Source organism: Curtobacterium sp. SGAir0471, assembly GCF_005490985.1.
In the GTDB taxonomy this organism is placed as follows: Bacteria; Actinomycetota; Actinomycetes; order Actinomycetales; family Microbacteriaceae; genus Curtobacterium.
Window position 1 is genome coordinate 3,078,393 of record NZ_CP027869.1, and the last position, 20,520, is coordinate 3,098,912.

General features: G+C 72.4%; 21 protein-coding genes and 1 tRNA gene. 5 read left to right on the forward strand and 17 right to left on the reverse strand.

Annotated elements, in window-relative coordinates; genetic code table 11:
- Nucleotides 1-16: 16 nt before the first annotated feature.
- Nucleotides 17-982 carry an NAD(P)H-quinone oxidoreductase gene (locus tag C1N91_RS14275; protein ID WP_137768260.1) on the forward strand — a complete coding sequence of 322 codons (966 nt, stop codon included), beginning with the start codon at nucleotides 17-19 and terminating at the stop codon, nucleotides 980-982.
- A 23-nt stretch (nucleotides 983-1,005) separates the two neighbouring features.
- Here the strand turns inward: C1N91_RS14275 and C1N91_RS14280 are convergent, their stop codons facing one another.
- From C1N91_RS14280 to C1N91_RS14310, 7 genes are all read right to left on the reverse strand, one after another.
- Nucleotides 1,006-1,746 carry an amino acid ABC transporter ATP-binding protein gene (locus tag C1N91_RS14280; protein ID WP_137768261.1) on the reverse strand — a complete coding sequence of 247 codons (741 nt, stop codon included), beginning with the start codon at nucleotides 1,744-1,746 and terminating at the stop codon, nucleotides 1,006-1,008.
- The gene (locus tag C1N91_RS14285) at nucleotides 1,743-2,621 is read right to left on the reverse strand and encodes an amino acid ABC transporter permease (protein WP_137768262.1); all 879 of its coding nucleotides are present in this window, start codon (nucleotides 2,619-2,621) and stop codon (nucleotides 1,743-1,745) included. The genes C1N91_RS14280 and C1N91_RS14285 overlap by 4 nt, the downstream gene beginning before the upstream one ends.
- Before the next feature lie 4 nt (nucleotides 2,622-2,625).
- A complete protein-coding gene (locus C1N91_RS14290) occupies nucleotides 2,626-3,450 on the reverse strand; it encodes an ABC transporter substrate-binding protein (RefSeq protein WP_137768263.1) in 825 nt (274 codons plus the stop codon).
- A gap of 106 nt (nucleotides 3,451-3,556) precedes the next feature.
- Nucleotides 3,557-4,051 (reverse strand): cupin domain-containing protein, encoded by a 495-nt coding sequence (locus C1N91_RS14295; RefSeq protein ID WP_254678268.1) that lies wholly within the window; start codon nucleotides 4,049-4,051, stop codon nucleotides 3,557-3,559.
- Complete coding sequence (locus tag C1N91_RS14300) at nucleotides 4,048-5,511, reverse strand: amidohydrolase family protein (RefSeq protein ID WP_368074202.1); 1,464 nt, start codon at nucleotides 5,509-5,511, stop codon at nucleotides 4,048-4,050. Before C1N91_RS14300 ends, C1N91_RS14295 begins: the two co-directional genes overlap by 4 nt.
- Complete coding sequence (locus C1N91_RS14305; protein ID WP_137768264.1) at nucleotides 5,508-7,193, reverse strand: adenosylhomocysteinase; 1,686 nt, start codon at nucleotides 7,191-7,193, stop codon at nucleotides 5,508-5,510. Before C1N91_RS14305 ends, C1N91_RS14300 begins: the two co-directional genes overlap by 4 nt.
- Nucleotides 7,194-7,314: 121 nt before the next feature.
- The gene (locus C1N91_RS14310; protein WP_137768265.1) at nucleotides 7,315-8,265 is read right to left on the reverse strand and encodes a PrsW family intramembrane metalloprotease; all 951 of its coding nucleotides are present in this window, start codon (nucleotides 8,263-8,265) and stop codon (nucleotides 7,315-7,317) included.
- A 73-nt stretch (nucleotides 8,266-8,338) separates the two neighbouring features.
- Between C1N91_RS14310 and C1N91_RS14315 the strand changes: the two genes are divergently transcribed.
- The 3 genes from C1N91_RS14315 to C1N91_RS14325 all read left to right on the forward strand — a co-directional run bounded on the left by C1N91_RS14315 (nucleotide 8,339) and on the right by C1N91_RS14325 (nucleotide 9,774).
- Nucleotides 8,339-8,602, forward strand: a complete 264-nt coding sequence (locus tag C1N91_RS14315; protein ID WP_058749273.1) for a glutaredoxin family protein — start codon at nucleotides 8,339-8,341, stop codon at nucleotides 8,600-8,602.
- Nucleotides 8,603-8,727: 125 nt separating this feature from the next.
- Nucleotides 8,728-9,003 carry a GlsB/YeaQ/YmgE family stress response membrane protein gene (locus tag C1N91_RS14320; RefSeq protein WP_058730098.1) on the forward strand — a complete coding sequence of 92 codons (276 nt, stop codon included), beginning with the start codon at nucleotides 8,728-8,730 and terminating at the stop codon, nucleotides 9,001-9,003.
- Nucleotides 9,004-9,306: 303 nt separating this feature from the next.
- A complete protein-coding gene (locus tag C1N91_RS14325) occupies nucleotides 9,307-9,774 on the forward strand; it encodes a hypothetical protein (RefSeq protein WP_137768266.1) in 468 nt (155 codons plus the stop codon).
- A gap of 33 nt (nucleotides 9,775-9,807) precedes the next feature.
- Here C1N91_RS14325 and C1N91_RS14330 read toward each other — a convergent pair whose 3' ends face one another.
- The 4 genes from C1N91_RS14330 to C1N91_RS17135 all read right to left on the reverse strand — a co-directional run bounded on the left by C1N91_RS14330 (nucleotide 9,808) and on the right by C1N91_RS17135 (nucleotide 12,825).
- On the reverse strand, nucleotides 9,808-11,256 hold the full coding sequence (locus tag C1N91_RS14330; protein ID WP_137768267.1) for an SPFH domain-containing protein: 1,449 nt from the start codon (nucleotides 11,254-11,256) through the stop codon (nucleotides 9,808-9,810).
- Between the two features lie 220 nt (nucleotides 11,257-11,476).
- On the reverse strand, nucleotides 11,477-12,304 hold the full coding sequence (nadE, locus tag C1N91_RS14335) for an ammonia-dependent NAD(+) synthetase (RefSeq protein WP_137768268.1): 828 nt from the start codon (nucleotides 12,302-12,304) through the stop codon (nucleotides 11,477-11,479).
- A gap of 76 nt (nucleotides 12,305-12,380) precedes the next feature.
- Complete coding sequence (locus tag C1N91_RS16785; protein ID WP_175416045.1) at nucleotides 12,381-12,548, reverse strand: hypothetical protein; 168 nt, start codon at nucleotides 12,546-12,548, stop codon at nucleotides 12,381-12,383.
- Nucleotides 12,549-12,696: 148 nt separating this feature from the next.
- Entirely contained in the window at nucleotides 12,697-12,825 is a 129-nt protein-coding gene (locus C1N91_RS17135) for a hypothetical protein (RefSeq protein WP_263480165.1), read from the reverse strand.
- A gap of 387 nt (nucleotides 12,826-13,212) precedes the next feature.
- Between C1N91_RS17135 and C1N91_RS14340 the strand changes: the two genes are divergently transcribed.
- A complete protein-coding gene (locus tag C1N91_RS14340; RefSeq protein ID WP_137768269.1) occupies nucleotides 13,213-14,349 on the forward strand; it encodes an AI-2E family transporter in 1,137 nt (378 codons plus the stop codon).
- 258 nt (nucleotides 14,350-14,607) lie between these two features.
- Here C1N91_RS14340 and argG read toward each other — a convergent pair whose 3' ends face one another.
- The 6 genes from argG to C1N91_RS14370 all read right to left on the reverse strand — a co-directional run bounded on the left by argG (nucleotide 14,608) and on the right by C1N91_RS14370 (nucleotide 20,509).
- Complete coding sequence (gene argG / locus C1N91_RS14345) at nucleotides 14,608-16,050, reverse strand: argininosuccinate synthase (RefSeq protein WP_137768270.1); 1,443 nt, start codon at nucleotides 16,048-16,050, stop codon at nucleotides 14,608-14,610.
- Between the two features lie 183 nt (nucleotides 16,051-16,233).
- A tRNA-Arg gene (locus C1N91_RS14350) sits at nucleotides 16,234-16,308 on the reverse strand.
- A 13-nt stretch (nucleotides 16,309-16,321) separates the two neighbouring features.
- Nucleotides 16,322-17,425 (reverse strand): epoxide hydrolase family protein, encoded by a 1,104-nt coding sequence (locus C1N91_RS14355; RefSeq protein ID WP_137768271.1) that lies wholly within the window; start codon nucleotides 17,423-17,425, stop codon nucleotides 16,322-16,324.
- 276 nt (nucleotides 17,426-17,701) lie between these two features.
- Nucleotides 17,702-18,196: an HNH endonuclease gene (locus C1N91_RS14360; RefSeq protein ID WP_137768272.1), complete on the reverse strand. Its 495-nt coding sequence runs from the start codon at nucleotides 18,194-18,196 to the stop codon at nucleotides 17,702-17,704.
- Nucleotides 18,197-18,574: 378 nt separating this feature from the next.
- Entirely contained in the window at nucleotides 18,575-19,522 is a 948-nt protein-coding gene (locus C1N91_RS14365; RefSeq protein ID WP_137768273.1) for a C40 family peptidase, read from the reverse strand.
- 291 nt (nucleotides 19,523-19,813) lie between these two features.
- Nucleotides 19,814-20,509: a metal-dependent transcriptional regulator gene (locus tag C1N91_RS14370; RefSeq protein ID WP_137768274.1), complete on the reverse strand. Its 696-nt coding sequence runs from the start codon at nucleotides 20,507-20,509 to the stop codon at nucleotides 19,814-19,816.
- Between the last annotated feature and the right edge of the window lie 11 nt (nucleotides 20,510-20,520).

Below are 20,520 nucleotides of genomic sequence, written 5' to 3' on the forward strand. Positions count from 1 at the left end.
GCGTAGCGTCGGGGGCATGCAGGCGATCACGGCACACGACGGCGGACTCCGACTCGACGAGCACCCGGACCCGGTGGCGGGCCCCGGCGAGGTCCTCGTCGAGGTGGCAGCTGCTGGAGTGAACAACGCCGACCTGCAGCAGGTCGCGGGCAACTACCCGCCCCCGCCCGGGGCGTCCGAGGTCCTGGGGCTCGAGGTCTCCGGCACCGTCCGCGCGCTCGGCGACGGCGTGGACGGGTTCGCAGTGGGCGACCGGGTGTGCGCGCTGCTCTCCGGTGGTGGCTACGCGACGCTCGTGGCGGTCCCGGCAGCCCAGGTGCTGCCCGTGCCCGACGGCGTGGACCTGGTCGAGGCCGCCGGGCTCCCCGAGGCAGCGTGCACGGTGTACTCGAACGTGGGGATGATCGCGGGGCTCCGTCCGGGGCAGACCCTGCTCGTGCACGGCGGCACCGGTGGCATGGGCTCGCACGCGGTCGTGTGGGCGAAGGCGCTCGGGGCCCGGGTGATCGCGACGAGCGGCGGTGAGCGGAAGGTGCGGGCGTCCGAGGAGCTCGGCGCGGACCTCGTGGTGGACCACCGCACCGAGGACTTCGTCGAGCGGGCGCTCGACTTCACCGACGGCCGCGGCGTCGACGTCGTGCTGGACGTCGTCGGGGCGGACTACCTGGCGAAGCACCTCGAGGTCCTGGCCCCGAACGGCCACATCGCCGTGATCGCCGCGGGCAGCGGTGCGAAGGGCGAGCTCGACTTCGGCGCGATGATGCGGAAGCGCGCGACCATCAGCGCCACCACGCTCCGTGCCCGTCCGCTCGACGAGAAGGCCGCGATCGTGGCCGCCGTCCGCGAGCACGTCTGGCCGCTCGTCGCCGACGGCAGCGTCCGACCGATCGTCGACTCGGTGGTGCCGCTCGCCGAGGCAGCGGAAGCACACCGCCGGGTCCGCGACGGCGAGGTCATCGGCAAGGTGCTGCTCGCCGTGTAGCTCCCGGGAGGCACGGGCGTCGGTCAGGCGTGGACGCGGGAGAGGAACTCGACGAGCGCCGGGTGCTGCGGCCGGTCGAGCACGTCGGCCGGGGCGCCCTGCTCGGCGACCTCGCCGCGGTGCAGGAACACGATGCGGTCGGCCACGTTCCGCGCGAACGACATCTCGTGCGTCGTCATCAGGATCGTCGCGCCCTGCTCCTTGAGCTCACGGACGAGGTCGAGCACCTCGCCGACGAGCTGCGGGTCGAGGGCACTCGTCACCTCGTCGAGCAGCAGCAGTTCCGGCGACGTCGCGATCGCCCGGACGACGGCGACGCGCTGCTGCTGCCCGCCGGAGAGCCGGTCCGGGTAGGCGTCGGCGAAGTCCGCCAGGCCGATGCGCTCGAGCAGTCGACGGGCGGTGGCCTCGGCCTCGGCCCGCGCGATGCCGTGCACCCGTCGTGAGGCGAGCGTGACGTTGTCGAGCACCCGCATGTGCGGGAACAGGTTGAACTGCTGGAAGACCACGCCGATCCGGGCGCGGGTGGCGTCGACGTCGGTCCGCGGGTCGGCGATGTCCGTCCCCTGGAGCAGGATCTCGCCGTCGTCGATGCCCTCGAGCAGGTTCACCGTCTTGAGCAGCGTCGACTTGCCGGAGCCGGACGCCCCGATGACGCAGATGACCTCGTGGCGGTGCACGGTCAGGTCGATCCCGCGCAGGACCTCGTGCTCGCCGAACGTCTTGCGCAGTCCGCGCAGTTCCAGGACCACCGATTCGCTCACACCGTCCCCCCGATCTGTTCACGGCGCTGCTGCCGTCGTGCGACGGCGTCCGTCACCCGGATGAGCGGGAGGCTGATCACGACGAAGAGCAGTCCGGCGACCAGGTACGGCGTGAAGTTGTAGGTCTCGGCCTGTGCGATCTGGGCGCTCCGCACCGCGTCGACGGCACCGAGGATCGACACCAGACCGACGTCCTTCTGCATCGAGACGAAGTCGTTCATGAGTGCCGGGGTGACCTTGCGGATCGCCTGCGGCAGCACGACCAGCCGCAGCGTCCCGGCGTGCGACAGGCCGAGCGACCGCGCGGCCAGGCGCTGGGACGGGTGCACGGCCTCCATGCCGGCCCGCAGCACCTCGGCGACGTAGGACGAGTAGGTCAGCACGATCGCGATGGTGCCCCAGACCTCCGGGGGCTGCCGCGGGAAGATGCCGAGCCCGGGGATGCCGAAGCCGACCAGGTACAGCACGATGATGAGCGGCAGCCCGCGGAACAGGTCGGTGTACGCGGTGGCGAGCACCCGGAGCGGGAAGAACACCGGGTTCCGCAGGCCGCGCACGACGGCCAGCAGGGTCCCGAGCACCGCGACCCCGATCGCGCTGAAGAACAGGATCCGGATGTTCAGCCAGAGTCCGAGCAGGACGGCCGGGAAGGTGTCGACCGCGGTCTGCGGGTCGAAGAACGACTGCTGCACCGCGGCCCAGCCAGGCGTGTTCACGACGCCGAGCCAGACCACGGCGATCACGACGAGCGTCGAGACGACCGACACGACGACCGAGCGCCGGCCGCGCTGCCGACGGTAGAGCCGTCGCTCCAGCTCGACCTGGCTCGGTGCGGGGGAGGTCACCGGAGCGCCGGCGCCTGCTGGGACGGTCACCGGGCTACTTCAGGACGGGGGTGTTCGTCGCCGAGGACAGCCACTTCGTCTGCAGGTCAGCGAGGGTGCCGTCCTGCTCGAGCTTCGCGAGCGCCTCGTCGACCTTGCTCGTCAGAGCGGAGCCCTTCGGCAGGACGAAGCCGAACTGGTCGCCGGAGCCGTCCTGGGGGAACTGCGCGGACACCGTGCCGTCGTCGAGCTGCGCTGCGGCCATGGTGAAGGCCGTCGGCAGGTCGGTGACGATCGCGTCGATCTGGCCGGACTTCAGCGCGAGGACGGCGTCGTCGTTCGAGTTGAAGACCTGCGGGGTGACGCCGAGCACGTCCTTCACCGAGGTGATGCTCGTCGAGCCGGCGGCGACGCCGATGGTGTCGCCCTTCAGCGCGGCGACCGTGGTGTCCTTCGCGGCCTTCGACCCCGACGTCGTCACGACGGCCTGCGTCGTCGTGTAGTACGGCGTGGACATGTCGACGGCCTTCTTGCGCCTCGCGTCGATCGAGAACTGCTGGACGTTGAGGTCCCAGTCCTTCGCGCCGGGGGCGATCGCGCTGTCGAAGGTGCTGCGCTTCCAGACGACGTCGCCCTTGGCGTAGCCCATCTCCTTCGCGACGGCGTACGCCACCGCGGACTCGAAGCCCTTGCCGGACTGCGGGTCGTCGTCCTCGACCCACGGCGAGTACGCCGGCTGACCGGTCGCGATCGTGAGCTTGCCGTCGGTGACGGTGCCGTCGCTCCCGGTGCTGCTGCCACCGGCGGAGCAGGCGGCGAGCGCGAGGGCGGCGACCGCGGCGGTGGCGACGGCGAGGGAGAGACGGCGGGTACGGGTCACGGGAGGGCCTTCGTCAGCGGGACAGGACGGGTGGAGCGGGCAGGACGCAGTGTACCGGTGGCTGGGATACCAGCGCGATGCGGATGACCGCCCGCGACGCCGGTCGCTACGCCATCGTGAAGTCGTCGAACGAGAAGCCCGGCGAGACCATGCAGCTGAGGAGCACCTCGCCGTCACCGGGCAGGGTGCGCTGCCAGACGCCGCCGCGCACGAAGGCCTGCGCGTCGTGCAGCCGGTGCCGCCCGGCGTCCGGGCCGAGGGTGATCCGGTCCCCGGGCTCCGGACGGTCGCCGGACCCACCGAGTTCGAGCACGACCGTGTCCGGCCCGTGCCACATCCAGATCTCGTCGCTCGTCACGCGGTGCCAGGCCGAGGCCTCGCCCGGGGGCAGCAGGAACTGGATCAGGGTCGCGGCGGGGCGTTCCCCCGCGGGGGTCTCGACGGTCGAGGGCGAGGTCCACGTACGGACGTACCAGCCGCCCTCCGGGTGCGGCTCCATGGCGAGGGCGGCAGCGCGCTGCGGGACGTCGAGCCACTCGATCAGCTCGCCGCCGACGGTGCGGCGGGCGACCATGCCGGGGCGGGGTGCGGTGTCGGTCATCGTTCCTCCTGGGGACGGGCGGGGGCGGGGTCGGGTGCGCGGACGGGCGCGGGGACGGGCTCGGGCGCGTCGACGGGGCCGGCAGCGGGCTCGGGCACCGGCGTGGATGCGGAGCGAGCATCGGGTCCGAACGGGTGCACGGTGCCGTCCGTCGCACGCACGACACCCCGGACGACGGTCGCGACGGCACGGCCGGCCCCGTCCTCGACGAGTTCGGCGAGCGCGTCGGGCACGGTCCGGGCGTCGACGTCGAAGACCGCCAGGTCGGCGCGTGCGCCCACGGCGAGGTGCCCGGTCCGGTCGGGGCCGACCGCGAGCCCCATGGCGTGCGCGCCGCCGAGGGTCGCCGCTGCGAGCAACCGCTCGTGCAGGTCACGGTGGCCGTACCCCTGCGAACGGGCGATCCGGTGCAGTGCGGTGACGTCGGCCATCGGGTCGAGGGAGGGCGACGACGACAGCGAGTCCGTGCCGATCGCGATCGGGCTGCCCTCGCGCAGGTAGTCCGCGACGGGCGGTGGGTCGAGGCCGATGACGGCGTTCGACCGCGGGCAGAGCGCGACCGCGGTGCCACGGGCGCGCAGCAACGCCCGGTCGGACGCCGTCACGTACACGCCGTGGGCGATGTGGCAGTCGGGTCCGAGCACGCCGAGCCGATCGACGAAGGCCGTGGCACTCGCCCCGAACCCGAGGGCGCGCATGGCCCGGAAGGACGGCACGTTCGCCAGGTGCCAGTCCGCGGTGTGCCCGACTCCGTCGACGCCCTCGAGCCCCGGGACCGGCCCGAGCGCGACCCGCTCCCCCTCGAACGCCGCCTCGCCGAGGTGCAGGTGCAGCCGGAGCCCGCGCTGCCGGACGATGTCGGGCAGTTCGAGCAGTGGCGCGACGTCGAGGGAGTACGGCGCGTGCGGCGACAGTCCGGCCCCCGGCGTGGTCGGGATGCGGGCGAGCTCGTCGAGGACCTGGGCGCGCCCGTGGGAGTCCCACGCCGCGTTCTCCCAGTCCATGACCTCCCAGTAGGCGATGCCGCCGAGGCCGTGCCGCTCCAGGACGTCCGCCGCCTCGATGTCGGTCACCACGTCCGCGATGCTCGTGACCCCCGCCGCGAGCGACGCGACCGCGCCCGCGGACGCCTCGGCTCGCCAGTCGTGCGGGAGCGCGTAGTCGTCGTTGAAGGCGGCAGCCCAGTCCTCGAAACCCGCGTACTGCCGCTGGCCGACACCGGACATGCCGGTGTACTGCAGATGCGTGTGCGCGTTGACGAGGCCCGGCAGGAGCGCACCGCGCCAGCGACGCTCCGTCCACGTGCGCCCGACGGCGTCGAGCTGGTCGACGACCCAGGACCGGTCACCGACGTGCAGGATCCGCCCGTCCTGCACCGCGACCGCCCCGTCGGCGATCGGCGGCGCCGTCATCGGCACGACGACGCGCGCCGAGTGCACCACGACGGACGAGGCCGTCACCGGGGCGTCCCGAAGCGGTGGGTCCGGACGTCCGGCTCGCGGTCGGCGGGCTGCTCCGGCAGCTGGACGGGAGGCGCGACCCGGCTCCCCCAGGCGGCGAGCGCCACGCGGGCGGTCGCCTCGTCCACCGCCGGGTCGGCCGGCACGACGGCGCGCGGGAGCTCGTCCCCGCGTTCGAGCAGCATCCGCAGGGCGCCGAGCTGCACCGCGAAGGACAGGTCCATGATCTCGACCGGGTTGCCCTCGGCGGCGCTCGTGTTCACCCCGCTGCCCCCGGCGAGCACGAGCACGTGGTGGCCGTCCGGCCATGTCAGGCGCTCCACGTGCTGCGCCTCGGTCGTCCGGACCGCGCCGACGTCGGTCGCCGCGGTCAGGGCGACCTCGTCGTCGACACCGCCGGCGACGGACACCACCGCTCCGGCGGCGCAGGCCCGCAGCACCCCGTGGTCGATCGTGTCGCGCACGCCGGAGGCGCTCACCACGAGGTCGGCGTCGCGGACCGCGTCGACGAGCGGGGCGACCGCGTGCCCGGCGAAGCGCGCCTGCAGGGCGCGGACCGGGTCGACCTCGGCGACGGTGACCCGGAAGCCGAGCGCGACGAGGACCTGGGCGACCCCCTCGCCGACGGGACCGAACCCGGCGACGACGGCCGCGCCTCCAGACCGGACGCGGTGCGCGCCGGACGGGAGCGCGTCGACCAGGTCGAGGGTGGCGAACACCGTCGACTGGCCGGTGCCGAAGCGGTTGTCGAAGAGCGTCTTCGTGCGGGCGTCGTTCACCGCGATCACGGGGATGCCGAGCGAGCCGCGCTCGGCCATGACGCGCAGGGGCCGGAGGCCGCTCGTCGTCTCCTCCGCCGCGCCGAGCATCGTCGGGAGCAGGTCGGGCCGCTCCTGGTGCGCGAGGCGGATCAGGTGCGAGCCGTCGTCGAGGAGCACGTGCGGTCGGGTGTCGAGCATCGCGAGTGCCAGGCGGTGCTGCTCGGCGAGCGACGCGGTGCTGTCCGCATGGACCGGCAGACCGGCGCGGCGGAGCGCCTCGGCGACCGCGTCGTCGGTCTCGTCGGCGTGGGCGTACACGACGACCTCGGCGCCGGCGTCGCGCAGGAGCAGGCCGAGCACGGCGGTCTTCGGCTCGAGCACCATCGCGACGCCGACCCTGGTGCCGTGGAGCAGGCCGCCGTCGCGGAGCTCCGCGGCGACCGCGCGGGCGACCGGCATGTGCCGCCGGGCCCAGCGGACGCGTGCTCCGGCGGCCGGGTCGGCCTCGGGTTCGCGTCCCGTGGAGACGAGGAAGACGTCGTCCGACAGCGTCGGCACCGCGAGCACCCCGGGCCGGGCCGGGGCGACCGGGCCGAAGGCGTCCTCGTCGACCGCGGGGGCGTACCGGCCGGCGTCCACGACGACGAGGGTGGCGCCGCGCGGGCGGTCAGCCTCGCGTTCGACGGCGGCCGTCGACTCGTCCGGGTCGCCGAGGCACCAGAGCTGGTCGATCGCTCCGACGTCCGCGGCTGCGCGTGCACCGAGCCCGGTGAGCAGCGCGACGAGCGCCGCGGCGTCGCGGGGATCGCCGCCGAGCACGCGGAAGGTGCGGCCGGCGACGAGCAGGTTCGTCGCCGCGGCGAATCGACGGACCGCGGCGGAGGCCCAGGCGGCCCGCTCGGGGTCGGGTCGCTGCGGCATGGGGCCATCGTAGGGGGCGCGGGAGTCCGGCCGGTGTCGCGCAGGTGGCCGGGTGTGCTGGGAGTCGCGCGCGGGCGTCTGGTGCGCGGGCGTCTGCGGTGCGCGGGCGGAGGGCGCTCGGTCAGAGCGCGTGCGGCGGCGGCGTCGTCGTCCACACCGGCACGGCGGCGTCACGGTCCTCGAGACCCCGCGCGCGCTCCGTGCGTCGGTGGTGCAGGAGCACCGCGACGAGCACGGTCACGCCGAGCGCGGTCACGACGGCCAGCCCCACCACGTACAGGGTCGTCGCGATGCCCGCGAGGCCCGGCGGCACCGTCCCCGCGGCCGCGGCGGAGAGCGGCGTGCCGGTGAGGACGAACGCGAGCAGCGTCGAGAGGGTCCCGTTGCTGTCCCACAGCCCGTGCAGCACCGCCGCGACGACGTAGGCTCCCGGGATCCACCACGACCAGCGGAACCGGACGCCGCCGCGGGCCGCGCCGAACAGCACCGCGCCGATGATCGCCGTCCAGAGCACGTGGCCGACCGGGGACAGGACGGCACGGACCACCTCGGTCTGCAGCAGCGAGTACAGGTCGATGCCGCGCTGGGTGATCGCCGCGTTGAAGGCGTAGCCCGCGGACTCGAAGGCCGCGAACCCCGCGCCGACCGTCGCACCGAGCAGGGCCCCCTGCCGCGCGGACTTCGGCCGCACCCGCCACCCGACGACGAGGAGCAGGACGGCCTTGACGAACTCCTCGACGAATCCGACGAGCACGAAGACGAACGCGTCCTGGCGCAGGTCGGCCTCGAGCAGCGAGGCGCCGAGCACACCGAGGATCCCGCCGACGAAGAACGCCGTGACGAGCTGCATCGTGCTCACGGTGCCCGTCACCCGTTCGATGACGAAGAGCACGACGGTGAACGGGACGAGGAAGCTGCCGAGCAGGATGATCGTCGGCACGAGGTTCGTGTTGCTCGTCACGACGGTGACGACGATGGTGGCGGCCCAGAGCAGGAAGCCGGCGAGCAGGGTCTTCCACCACCAGCCGTGGCGGTGGTGCGGGTGGACGGCGCCGTCCGTCATCGCGGTCATGACGTCATCGTGCTCCCCGGCGCGGCAGTCGGTCGCGGGAATGTCCGGCCGCCGTCCGACGTACTGTACGGACATGACTGATGCGACGTTCGACAAGGTGACCATGTTCGGCGCGGACTGGTGCCGCGACTGCCGACGGTCGAAGGCGCTCCTCGACCGGCTCGGCGTCGACTACGACTACGTGGACGTCGAGGCCGACCTGTCCGCCGCCGACCGCGCCGAGGCGATCAGCGGTCGGAAGAACATCCCCGTCGTGGTGCTGCCGAACGGCAAGCACTTCGTGGAGCCCTCGGACGCCGAGCTGCAGGCCGAACTCGAGGCCACCGGCGCGGTCTGACCGTCGCCCGGGCCTGTACCTCCGCGCAGGCTGTGAGCACGCTGGGGGCGACCGGAGTTCAATCGGGGCCGACCACGACCGCGGACACCCCCGGACCGCGGCGGGTCTGACCCAAGGAGGACCCCGTGCTCGGTCTCATCATCAGCCTCATCATCATCGGCCTCATCGCCGGCGCCCTCGCCCGGCTCATCATCCCCGGCAAGCAGCAGATGTCGATCCTCATGACGATCGTGCTCGGCATCATCGGGTCGTTCGTCGGCGGGTTCCTCGGGTTCCTGATCTTCCAGCACGACCCGATGGACGGCTTCTTCCAGCCCGCCGGCATCATCGGCTCGATCATCGGCGCCGTCATCGTGCTCTTCCTCTACACGCGCTTCGCCGGTCGGGGTGCACGCCGCTGATCGGCTGCACACACCGCTGACCGACGTGGGGGCGTCGGACACGCACGACCGAGGACCCCGGACCGTCACAAGGTCCGGGGTCCTCCGTCGTTCCCGGGCACGGCCACGCGCGCGGGCGCGGCGTCGACCACGCGGCGGGCGCGGCGTCGACCAAGCGGCGGGCGCGGCGTCGGCCCCGCGCGCGGGCACGGCGTCGGCCAGGCGGCGAGCGCGGCTGCGCACGGGCGGGGCGGCTGCGCTTGGGTGGGCGGGGGGGACAGCGGGCTGACGGCCGCACATCACCCGGGGCGTAGCGTCCCCGCCATGACCGACGAGAACGAACGCCCCCGTGCCGAGGACGACGCCGCACGGCTCGGACTCGTCGTCGTCGGCGAAGCCGCCGCCCTGCACGCCGGGGACGACGCCTCGCTCGACGCCAGCGAGGAGAACATCCGCGAGACCGTGGACAGCATGGTCGACGAACCGCTGACGCCCCGGCAGGAGGAGGTCGTCGAGCGACTGGCATCGGCCGGCGGCACACTCACGGCCGGACTGAGCGGCGCACTCGCGGCCAAGACCGGCGGCAACGTCGAGGACGTGCTCGAGGGTGCCGCGCGCAGTGTCGTGTGGCAGCAGCGTCTGGCCGAGCGGGACGCGCTGCAGGGTCAGCCGCAGGAGTCGTTCGAGGACGGGCCGACCGACGACCCTCGCGACGACGCCCGCATCGACCCCCGCGAGGACGCCGGCGCCCAGCAGCGACGCCGAGACGACGACGGGCGCGACCGGGGCTGATCCCGACCGCGCCCGCGGGCACGAGGCCGCCTGTCAGTCGACCGGTGCGGCGTCCTGCTCGCGCGCGACCGCCCGGGCAGCGGCCTGACCGGTCGCCGTGCTCCGGACGATGTCGCTCAGCGTGAAGCCGGCGGTGGTCCCGAGCAGCGCGTCGACCTCGCTGAACTGGCTCACCACGTTCTTCGACAGGGCGCCGGCACCGTCCGAGGACACCACGGTGAGCTTGTCGATGTTGCTCATCGGGGCGGCGAGCTCGCGGGCGATGCTCGGCAGGGTCTCGATCGCCTTGACCCGCAGCACCGCCTCGGAGTGCTGCGCGAGGGCGTCGGCCTGCGCCTTGGTGGCGTCGGCCTCGGCCTGACCCTTCGCACGGATGGCGTCAGCGGCCGCCTCGCCCTCGGCACGCGAGGCGTCGGCGGCGAGCTTGCGGGCCTCGGACTCGGCCTGCGCCTCGGCCGCGACCGCCTCGGCCGAGATGCGACGCGCCTCGGCTTGGGCACGAGCCGTCTCCACCTGTGCCGCCGCAGCCGCCTCGGCCTCGACGCGGGTCTTCCGCGCGTTCGCCTCGGCGACCGCGGTGACCTCGGACTCGAGCTCGGCGCGGCGGAGCTCGGCGCGCTTCTGCGCGGTGATCTGCTCCTGCTCGACCACGCCCTGCGACGCCCGCGCCTGGGCGAGCGGACCCGCCGCAGCCGCCTCGGCCGATGCTCGGTCGGCGTCGAGCTGCAGCGCCGCACGACGGATGGCCAGGGTGTTCTCGGCCTCGGCGATCGCCTGGTCCGCGGTCGCCCGGGCCTCGCGCGCCTCACGGTCGGCCTGCGCCTCGGCGTTCTCGGCCTCGAGCCGGACGCGGGCGCGCTCGGCACGACCGAGGTCGCTGATGTAGTCGTTGCGGTCCGAGATGCCCTTGATCTCGAAGGAGTCCACGTCGAGGCCCTGGCTGTGCAGGGCGTCCTTCGCGACGTCGAGCACCGCGACGGTCAGCTGGTCGCGGTTGCGGATGATGGTCGACACGTCCGTCGCACCGATCGAGGCGCGGAGGGACCCGGACAGGACCTCGCGGGCGAAGTCGTCGATCTTCTTCTCCTGGCCGAGGAAGCGCTGCGCCGCGGCACGGATGGAGGCGTCGGCCTCGCCCACCTTGACGAGCGCCACCGCCTCGACGTCGATCGTGACACCACGGGAGTCCTGCGCGTTCACGTTGATGTCGATGGCCCGCGACGACAGCGAGATCTTCGCCACCCGCTCGAAGAAGGGACGGACGAGCACGCCGGCGCCGAGCACGACCTTGATGCCCGACTCGACGGTCTCGGTGCCGTCCGGGTTCCGCACCTTGCGCGAGCGCTTGCCGGTGATGATGAGCGCTTCGTCGGCACCGGCGTTCCGGTAGACGAGCTTGGCGTACACGAGCGCGATCACGGCGAGGACGATGATCCCCACGATGACCAGCGGGACAGCACCGAGCGCGAGCAGGACTTCCATGATTCCCCCCAGCGGACCCGTCACGGTCGGTCGCGACCGGGATTCCGCATCTGTTGTTCCGTTGCGACCATCCTAGGAGCGACGGGGGTCGGACCGGCCGCGCCTCGACCGGGGCTGTGGAGAACGGAGCGACCACACGCTCCTGCCGCAGACGAGACGGGAGGCGCGGTGCAGGTCGGACCTGCACCGCGCCTCCCGGCCGGATCGTGTGCGGACGCGCCTACGCGCCCTGCTGCCACCAGCTGTCGAAGGGGGTGGCGGGCACGCGGCGCTTGTGCTCGGTCGCGCGGTAGCGCGTCTCGATCGCCTCGGCGACCTCGTCCGGCACGTCGTGCCCCTGCAGGTACGCGTCGATCTCGGCGTAGGTCAGCCCGAGGTTCGCCTCGTCGGTCTGTCCGGGCAGGTCGTCGAGCAGGTCGGCGGTCGGGGCCTTCTCGTACAGCCGCGCCGGCGCTCCGAGGTGCTCGAGGAGCTGGCGACCCTGGGTCTTGGTGAGCCCGGTCAGGGGCGTGAGGTCGACACCACCATCGCCGTACTTCGTGAAGAAGCCCGTCACGGCCTCGGCCGCGTGGTCGGTGCCGACCACCAGCAGGCCGCGCTGACCCGCGACGGCGTACTGCGCGACCATCCGGGTGCGCGCCTTGACGTTGCCCTTGACGAAGTCGCTCAGCGGCACGCCCGCCTCGGTCGTGTCCTGCACGACGCCGTCGACACCGTGCTCGATGTTGACGACGATGCCCGGGTCGGCCGCGATGAACCGCAGCGCGAGCTGGGCGTCCTCCTCGTCGGCCTGCACCCGGTACGGCATGCGGACGGTGACGAACTCGGCCTCGCGTCCCTCGGCGCGGAGGGACTCGACGGCGAGCTGGGTGAGTCGACCGGCCAGTGTCGAGTCCTGCCCACCACTGACGGCGAGGACGTAGCCCTTCGCGCCGGTGGTGGTCAGGTAGTCGCGGAGGAACCCGACGCGTCGGGCGACCTCCTGCTCGGGGTCGATGGTCGGCTGGACGTCGAGGTCCGCGGCGATGGTGGCTTGGAGTTCACGCACGGTCTCAGTATCCCGCTGCTCGCGCGCACTCGTCCGGATTCACCGGGAGCACCCGGCTCGCGTTCACCCGCTCGACTCAGCCGATCGTGGGGGCGGTGGGGTGCCGGATGGTGTTGTCGTGGTCGGTGCCGATCGCGCACGTGCAGACCACGCGCAGCGTCTCGTCGGTCCGCGTGAGCCGGAAGCGCTCGATGTGCGGCGGGCCGATGTGGCGGTCGAACGGATGGGTGTCGAGATCGTGCACGTCGGGTCCTCCTGATCCAGGGTCCCGCTGGTGAGACGGGACGGGGCGCGTGGCCCTTGTCGAGGATCATTCACGCACGGCGACGGGGGGCACGAGCCCCCGTCCGGGGGCCACCTCGAACGGGGCCACCTCGAACGGGGGCGCCGCGTCAGAGCTGGTCGCCGAGGAAGTCCGCGTACGAGGGCTCGTCGTGCTCCGGCCCCGCGGGCACGGCGGCGTCCGAGGTGCCGCCGACGCGGTCGGCGATCAGCTCGGCGACCTCCTCCGGCGAGCGCATGCCGTGACGGTGCCAGTCCTCGGTGGGGCGGGGCGTCACGAGAGCACCTGCAGGGTCGTGGCGGCGAAGGTTGAGGCGGCGGTGCGGGTGTGACCCGCCGAGAAGTCGAGGTGCGTGGAGCACGGGTACGTGGCGGCCATGAGGACCAGCCCTTCATCGAGGTGTTGCTCACCTCGGATCCGACCGGGCCGCCCCGCTGTGCCAGACCTCGCAGTCCGCGAGGGCATCGTGACGACGGGACCCTGTGAGTGAACCCGGTGACCCCAGCGTAAGAGCGGGTGTGGAGCGCGTCCAGGGCGATGCGCTTAGCGGCGTCCCCGGACGTCATCGGCCGCGGGTCGGCTGCGTCGGTAGCGTGGAGGCTCCGTACCACCCTCGAGGAGCCCCATGCCCCTGTTCGGCAGCCCGCACACCGACCCCGACCGACAGCCCGGTCCGCTCGCCCGCAAGTGGACCGACGGGTTCGGGAGCCTCGCCACCCGGTGCCTGCAGGTGATCATCGTGCTCGTGATCGCGAGCGGCATCGTCTACGCCGCCGCGACCCTGAGCGTCGTGACGATCCCGGTGCTCCTCGCCCTGATCATCGCCTCCTCCATGCACCCGGTCGTCTCGTGGCTCCGCCGGCACAAGGTGCCCTCGGTGCTCGCGACCCTCGCGGTGCTGCTCGGTGTCCTCGTGGTCCTCGGCCTGGTCGGGTGGCTCATCGTCGTCGCCGTGATCGCCCAGTGGCCCGACCTGCAGAAGTCCGCGATCAGCGGGTTCCAGCAGCTGCAGGACGCCGTCGACCACCTGCCGTTCTCGATCTCCGACCAGCAGGTCGACCAGGTCGTCGACGGGGTGCAGGGCTTCCTGACCAGCTCGCAGTTCGGGTCCGGCGCCCTGGCCGGCGCATCGGCCACGGCGAACTTCCTGACCGGGCTCGTCCTGATGATCGTGGTGCTGTTCTTCTTCCTCAAGGACGGGCCGGCGATCTGGGAGTTCCTCCTCCGTCCCTTCACCGGCGCCCGCTACGACCGCGCCCGTCGTGTCGGCGACCGCGTCGTCCAGACCCTCGGCGGGTACGTGCGCGGTACGGCGAGCGTCGCAGCGGTGGACGCGATCGGCATCGGCGTCGGCCTGGCGATCGTCGGCGTCCCGCTCGCACTCCCCCTCGCCGTCGTCGTGTTCATCACCGCGTTCATCCCGATCGTGGGCGCCACCGCCGCGGGCATCCTCGCCGCGCTCGTCGCCCTCGTCGCGAACGGTCCCGTCGCCGCGCTCATCGTCGTCGGCATCGTGGTGCTCGTGAACCAGCTCGAGGGCAACCTGCTCCAGCCGGTGCTGATGGGCAAGACGCTGAAGCTGCACGGGCTGGTCATCCTGATCGGTCTGACGGCGGGCACGGTGCTCGCTGGCATCACCGGCGCGATCATCTCGGTGCCGCTCCTGGCAGCCGCGTGGGGTGCCGTGCAGGTCTGGGGCGGCCCGGACCAGCCTGCGGAGCCGTGGCGGCAGAAGCGTCCGGAGACCGCCGAGCGGCGGTAGACGCCCGCACGGGACGGACGGGAGGCGCGGCAGCTCCGTCGACACGCCTTCCTCGACGTCCCACGTGTCGATCGACGCGCGCGATGTCGCACCATGCAGACGCATCCGATGCGCACGCACAGGACGACATCACACCTGTCGATCGACGCGCGCATTGTCGGACGGCGCGCCCGACACGGACGTCCGGCGCCCGCCGGTACGACGAACGGGAGCCCCTGCGCATGGCAGGGACTCCCGTTCGTGTCGACGCGGTGCGCGTCAGTCGGTGCCGGAGTCGAACGCGGCGCCCTCCGACGCTGCGTCCGTCGCACGGCCGAGCGCGACGTCGGCCGCGGAGGCTACGACCGCCCCGCCGAGGATCTCCTCGGCCTCACCCGACTGCAGCTGCCCGACGAGCTCGCCCGTCGCGCCACCGATGAGTCCGGCGGCCGCGTACTGCTCGAGCCGCGAGCGCGAGTCGGCGATGTCGAGGTTCCGCATCGTCAGCTGCCCGATGCGGTCGTCCGGGCCGAACGCGGCGTCGCCGACGCGCTCCATCGACAGCTTGTCCGGGTGGTACGACAGCGCCGGTCCGGTGGTGTCGAGGATCGTGTAGTCGTCGCCGCGACGCAGGCGCAGCGTGACCTCGCCGGTGACCGCGGAGGCGACCCAGCGCTGCAGCGACTCACGGAGCATGAGCGACTGCGGGTCGAGCCAGCGGCCCTCGTACATCAGGCGGCCGAGGCGGCGACCCTCGTTGTGGTAGGCCGCAACGGTGTCCTCGTTGTGGATCGCGTTGAGGAGGCGCTCGTACGCGATGTGGAGCAGGGCCATGCCCGGCGCCTCGTAGATCCCGCGGCTCTTCGCCTCGATGATGCGGTTCTCGATCTGGTCGCTCGCGCCGAGTCCGTGACGGCCGCCGATCGCGTTCGCCTCGTAGACGAGCGCGACGGCGTCGGCGTACTCGACACCGTTGATCGCGACCGGACGGCCGGCCTCGAAGCGGACGGAGACCTCTTCGGTGGCGACCTCGACGTCGTCACGCCAGGCGGCGACGCCCATGATCGGCTCGACGATGTCCAAGCCGCTCGAGAGCTCCTCGAGGCTCTTCGCCTCGTGCGTGGCGCCCCAGATGTTCGCGTCGGTCGAGTACGCCTTCTCGGTGGAGTCGCGGTACGGGAAGCCCCGGGCGACGAGCCACTCGCTCATCTCCTTGCGGCCGCCGAGCTCCTCGACGAACTCGGTGTCGAGCCACGGCTTGTAGACGCGGAGCCGCGGGTTGGCCATCAGGCCGTAGCGGTAGAACCGCTCGATGTCGTTGCCCTTGTAGGTCGAGCCGTCGCCCCAGATGTCGACGCCGTCCTCCTTCATGGCGCGGACGAGCATCGTGCCCGTCACCGCACGGCCGAGGGGGGTCGTGTTGAAGTAGGTCTTGCCGCCGGAGCGGATGTGGAAGGCGCCGGTCTGCAGGGCGACGAGCCCCTCCTCCACCAGGGCGCCCTTCGCGTCCACGATGCGCGCGATCTCGGCGCCGTACTCCTTCGCGCGGCCCGGGACGGCGTCGATGTCCGGCTCGTCGTACTGGCCGATGTCGGCCGTGTACGTGCAGGGCACCGCTCCCTTCTCGCGCATCCAGGCGACCGCGCAGGAGGTGTCGAGACCTCCGGAGAACGCGATGCCGACTCGTTCGCCGACGGGGAGACTGCTCAGGACCTTGGACACGGGGTCAATCGTACGGGGCGCTCGGGCCGCACTACCGTCCAGGGCGACGGTTGTGGAGAACCCGGCGACAGATCGCGGGTGAGGAGTGCCCCTGGATCAGCACTGCAGGGACTCGAACCCTCATCACGACTACTGGTGCCCCTGGATCAGCACTGCAGGGACTCGAACCCGCATCAGGACTACTGGTGCCCCTGGAGGGACTCGAACCCCCAACCGTTTCCTTAGGACGGAACTGCTCTTCCATTGAGCTACAGAGGCTGGCCCGTCCACTCTAGCGGCGGTACGGCTCCAGGAACGCGCAGACCTCGTCCACGAACAGCTGCGGCTGCTCGAACGGCGCGAAGTGCCCGCCCCGGTCGAGCTCGTGGTGGTACACGAGGTTCGTCGTCCGCTCGAGCCACTCCCGCGGCGCCCGGACGATGTCACCGGGGAACACCGAGAAGCCCGACGGCACCTCCACCCGCCGGCTCAACTGCTCGGCGGGGATCGCAGCGTTCGCGTGGTACATCCGTATCGAGGACCCGATCGTCGCCGTGGCCCAGTACTCGGTCAGCAGCGCGAGGACCTCGTCCCGCGTGTACACCGACCAGAGGTCCCCGCCGCAGTCGCTCCACGACCGGAGCTTCTCGACGATCCACGCGGCGAGCCCGGCGGGCGAGTCGGTCAGTCCGACGGCCGCGGTCTGCGGCTTGGTGCGGTGCATCATCGCGTAGGCACCCTCGGCGACCCGCCACCGCTCGGTCTCCTGCACGAAGGCCCGTTCGGCCGACGACAGGGACGCGGTGTCGATCCCGGGCCAGGCCAGCCCGCCGTCGATCCGGTGCACGGCGACGACTCCGTCGGGGTGGTCGAGCGCGAGGTACCGGACGACGTGCGTGCCGATGTCCCCGCCGGACGCCGCGAACCGCTCGTACCCGAGTTCGGTCATCAGCGACGCCCACATGCCGGCGACCTCGCGGGCGTCGAGCACCCGCGGCGGCGCTGCCGAGAACCCGTACCCGGGCATGTCCGGCACGACGACGTCGAACCCGGCCTCGACGAGCATCGGCAGGACCTTGCGGTACCGCCACCCCGAGTCCGGCCAGCCGTGCGCGAGCAGCAGCGGGAGCGCATCGGGGCGGCCGGACCGTGCGTGCAGCACGTGCACCCGGATGCCGTCGACGACGTGCCGCTCGGAGGGCAGCGCGGCGAGCTGCTCCTGGTGCGCGTCGAAGTCGAACCCGTCCGCCCAGTACTCGACCAGCGGCCGGAGCTCGTCGACGTCGACGCCGAGTGACCACCCGGTGCCGACGGGCACGTCGGGCCACCGCGTGGCGCGCAGCCGGGCCCGGAGGTCGTCGATCACGGCGTCGTCGATCGCGGGCGTCTCGCTCATGGCTCGCACGCTACGCCTGCCCGTTCCTTCCCAGGACACGCGAGATGGAAAGCGGAATGGAGCGTACCGGGTCGTTCTCGACCGCCAGGTACGCCCGATCCCGCCAGGCACGCCCGATCCGACCAGGTAGCCGGATCCCACCAGGTACGCCCGATCCGACCAGGTACGCCCGATCCGACCAAGCGACCACGCGCGCCCGACGCGACCAGGGGACGGACGGGAGGCGCGGGGCGGGCCCGCCACGCGCCTCCCGTCCGTCGACGGCGACAGCCGCAGCTACGCGGCCACCAGGTACTCGTCCCACTCCGACTGCGGACGCTCGATCCCGCGGACCACCCACGACGCCCCGTGGGGTGCCTTCGGCCGGAACCGCAGCCGCCACCCCATCTCCTGCGGGGTGCGGTCGCCCTTCGTGTTGTTGCACGCCAGGCAGCACGCGACGAGGTTCTCCCACGAGTCCTGCCCACCGCGCGACCGCGGCTGCACGTGGTCGATCGTGGTGGCGTGCCGGTCGCAGTAGGCGCAGCGGTTGGCGTCCCGCCGCAGGACCCCGCGGCGCGAGACGGGCACGAGCCTCGCGTGCGGGATGCGCACGTAGCGGGTGAGGATGATGACGGACGGACGATCGAAGCTCGCGGTCGACCCGATGACCGGGTGGTCGATGTCGGCGGCGATGACGGCGGCCTTCTGGTTCATGACCAGCACGAGGGCCCGTCGGTCCGAGATCACCGCGAGGGGCTCGTAACCGGCGTTGAGGACGAGAGTGCGCATGGGTTCCCTTCCGACGGTGCCTGGACGGCTTCCAGGCGCTGCGGGTGCGTCGGGTCGATCGACGTCGACAGGGGACCGCGACCTGCGACCACGCCCTGAACCACGAAGAGCACCACCCGGATGGGCAGTGCTCTCGTCATGCAGGTGCGTGATGGTGCACGCAGGGGGCGGTCGACCGTATGTCCACGAGCGCGCGCCGACCCGTGGTGCGGGTCGTGCGGAACGCTGACATGAGGTCTCCCGTGTTCGGGCCGGATCGGACCGGTGCAACACCAGGCTACGTCGGAAACCGGCCCGGCACGAGGGTGTGCGGGCCGGTTTCCGGGAGTGTTCACGGGAACGACACACTCGTCGTCACCGCTGCGCGGGCGTGCGGGGTCAGATCCCGAAGCGCACGATGTGGTAGTTGCTCGTCCAGATCGGGCGGATCGAGACGGAACCGCCGGGCTTCGGCGCGTCCATGATCATGCCGTTGCCCATGTAGAAGCCGTCGTGCGACCCGTCGTTGAAGATGACGACGTCGCCCGGCTGCGCCTGGGACTCGGGGATGGTGGTGCCCGCAGCGTCCTGCAGCGGCACCGAGTGCGGCAGGCTGATGCCGTACTGCGCGTAGACGTACATGATGTAGCCCGAGCAGTCGAAGCCGGACGGGTCCGCACCACCGAAGACGTACGGCGTGCCGATGTACTGCTTCGCGGTCGCGACGACGGCCGGCAGCGAGAACGGGGTGTTCGCGGCGGCCGCGGTCGTCGCGATCTCGTTCGCGGACGGGCCGCTGTACGACGAGTACTGCTTCGCGGTCTGCGCACGCGCCGCCTGGGTCGCCGCTGCCTGCGCCTGCGCGGCAGCGGCCTGCTCGGCGGCGGCCTTCTGCGCGGCCTCGGCGTCGAGCGTGGACTGCGAGGTGGCACCGAAGCCGTCACGCGAGGTCCCGGCGAGGGCGACCGCGTCGGAGACCGAGAACTGCTGCGCCTGGGTCGCGCGCACCTGGCGCTGCGCTTCGGCGGCGGAGGTGCCGTTCTGCTGCGTGGCGGCGACGGCCGGGGCGACCGCGACCGTACCGAACATGCCGACGGCGACCGTCAGCACGACGGGGGCCAGGAAGCGGCGCTTGCGGGCCGAGCTGCTCGCCTTGGCGGCCTCGGCGGCGCGGGCGGCCTGGGCGGCACGGCGGCCGCCGGGGAGCGGGGCGTCGCGGACGGGGGTGACGCGACGGGCGGGGGCTTCGTTCTGGCGCGCGGCCCGCCGGGTGAGCGGGGCGTCGTTCGCGGTGTTCGTCGGGTTCGCGGGCGTCTGGTCGTCCGCGGCGGAACCGGTCTGCGTCAAGGGTGCTGTCTCCGGCGTCTCGTCACCGTCTCCGCCTGGGTCAGGGCGGAGGGGCGGACCCCATCCGTTCGTCATCGTTTCCGATCGAGGCAGGAGACGGGTTCGAGACGTCCTGCCACGGGTCCAGGGCCTCGTGGGCGGCCCGGGGACTCGACGAGTGTACGTGGGGGTCGTTACCTTGTCGAGATGAAACGACGGTTCGGTAACGGAACGATCACGAACCCCTGATCAGCAGCGGTCAGCGCTCGTGACCTTGTGCCGATTCTCAGGCTCGGGGCGCGCTCCGGGCCGTCAGTCCCGCTCGATGTAGACGTGTTGCGCGACCTCGGTCGGGAGCTCGATACCGGCGTCCTCACCGTCGATCCGCACGGCGACGTAGGCACCGGCCCGCTGGACCCGCGCGACCCGGCCGGGCATGACCCCGGCGGTGCGCAGCTGGTGCAGCAGCTCCGGCTCGAACTGCACGGGCTCCCCCAGCCGCCGGACGACACCGGACGCGACGGCGTCCGTGCCGTCGGTCGCCGCGACGATGTTCTGCACGCCGTCGAGGAACTGCTCCGCCGCCGGGCCGCCGATCTCCGCCAGGCCCGGGATCGGGTTGCCGTAGGGCGACTCCGTCGGGTTGCCGAGCATCTCGAGCAGGCGCACCTCGACCTGCTCGCTCATCACGTGCTCCCACCGGCAGGCCTCGTCGTGCACGAACGCCCAGTCGAGGCCGATGACGTCGGCGAGGAGTCGCTCGGCCAACCGGTGCTTGCGCATCACGTGCGTGGCACGCGAGCGGCCCTCGCCGGTGAGTTCGAGGTGGCGGTCACCGGAGACGACGACCAGGCCATCGCGCTCCATCCGCGCGATGGTCTGCGAGACGGTGGGACCGGAGTGCCCGAGCCGCTCGGAGATGCGCGCGCGCAGCGGCACGATCCCCTCTTCCTCGAGGTCGAGGATCGTCCGCAGGTACATCTCCGTGGTGTCGACGAGATCGGTCACGGTCCGCCTCT

Bases quoted from the DNA above. Each gene is read 5' to 3' on its own strand.
- C1N91_RS14275 (WP_137768260.1), top strand. From the start codon at position 17: ATGCAGGCGATCACGGCACACGACGGCGGACTCCGACTCGACGAGCAC.
- C1N91_RS14295 (WP_254678268.1), bottom strand. From the start codon at position 4,051: ATGACCGACACCGCACCCCGCCCCGGCATGGTCGCCCGCCGCACCGTC.
- C1N91_RS14305 (WP_137768264.1), bottom strand. From the start codon at position 7,193: ATGCCGCAGCGACCCGACCCCGAGCGGGCCGCCTGGGCCTCCGCCGCG.
- C1N91_RS14310 (WP_137768265.1), bottom strand. From the start codon at position 8,265: ATGACCGCGATGACGGACGGCGCCGTCCACCCGCACCACCGCCACGGC.
- C1N91_RS14315 (WP_058749273.1), top strand. From the start codon at position 8,339: ATGACTGATGCGACGTTCGACAAGGTGACCATGTTCGGCGCGGACTGG.
- C1N91_RS14325 (WP_137768266.1), top strand. From the start codon at position 9,307: ATGACCGACGAGAACGAACGCCCCCGTGCCGAGGACGACGCCGCACGG.
- C1N91_RS14330 (WP_137768267.1), bottom strand. From the start codon at position 11,256: ATGGAAGTCCTGCTCGCGCTCGGTGCTGTCCCGCTGGTCATCGTGGGG.
- C1N91_RS17135 (WP_263480165.1), bottom strand. From the start codon at position 12,825: ATGCGCTCGCCGGAGGAGGTCGCCGAGCTGATCGCCGACCGCGTCGGC.
- C1N91_RS14340 (WP_137768269.1), top strand. From the start codon at position 13,213: ATGCCCCTGTTCGGCAGCCCGCACACCGACCCCGACCGACAGCCCGGT.
- C1N91_RS14355 (WP_137768271.1), bottom strand. From the start codon at position 17,425: ATGAGCGAGACGCCCGCGATCGACGACGCCGTGATCGACGACCTCCGG.
- C1N91_RS14360 (WP_137768272.1), bottom strand. From the start codon at position 18,196: ATGCGCACTCTCGTCCTCAACGCCGGTTACGAGCCCCTCGCGGTGATC.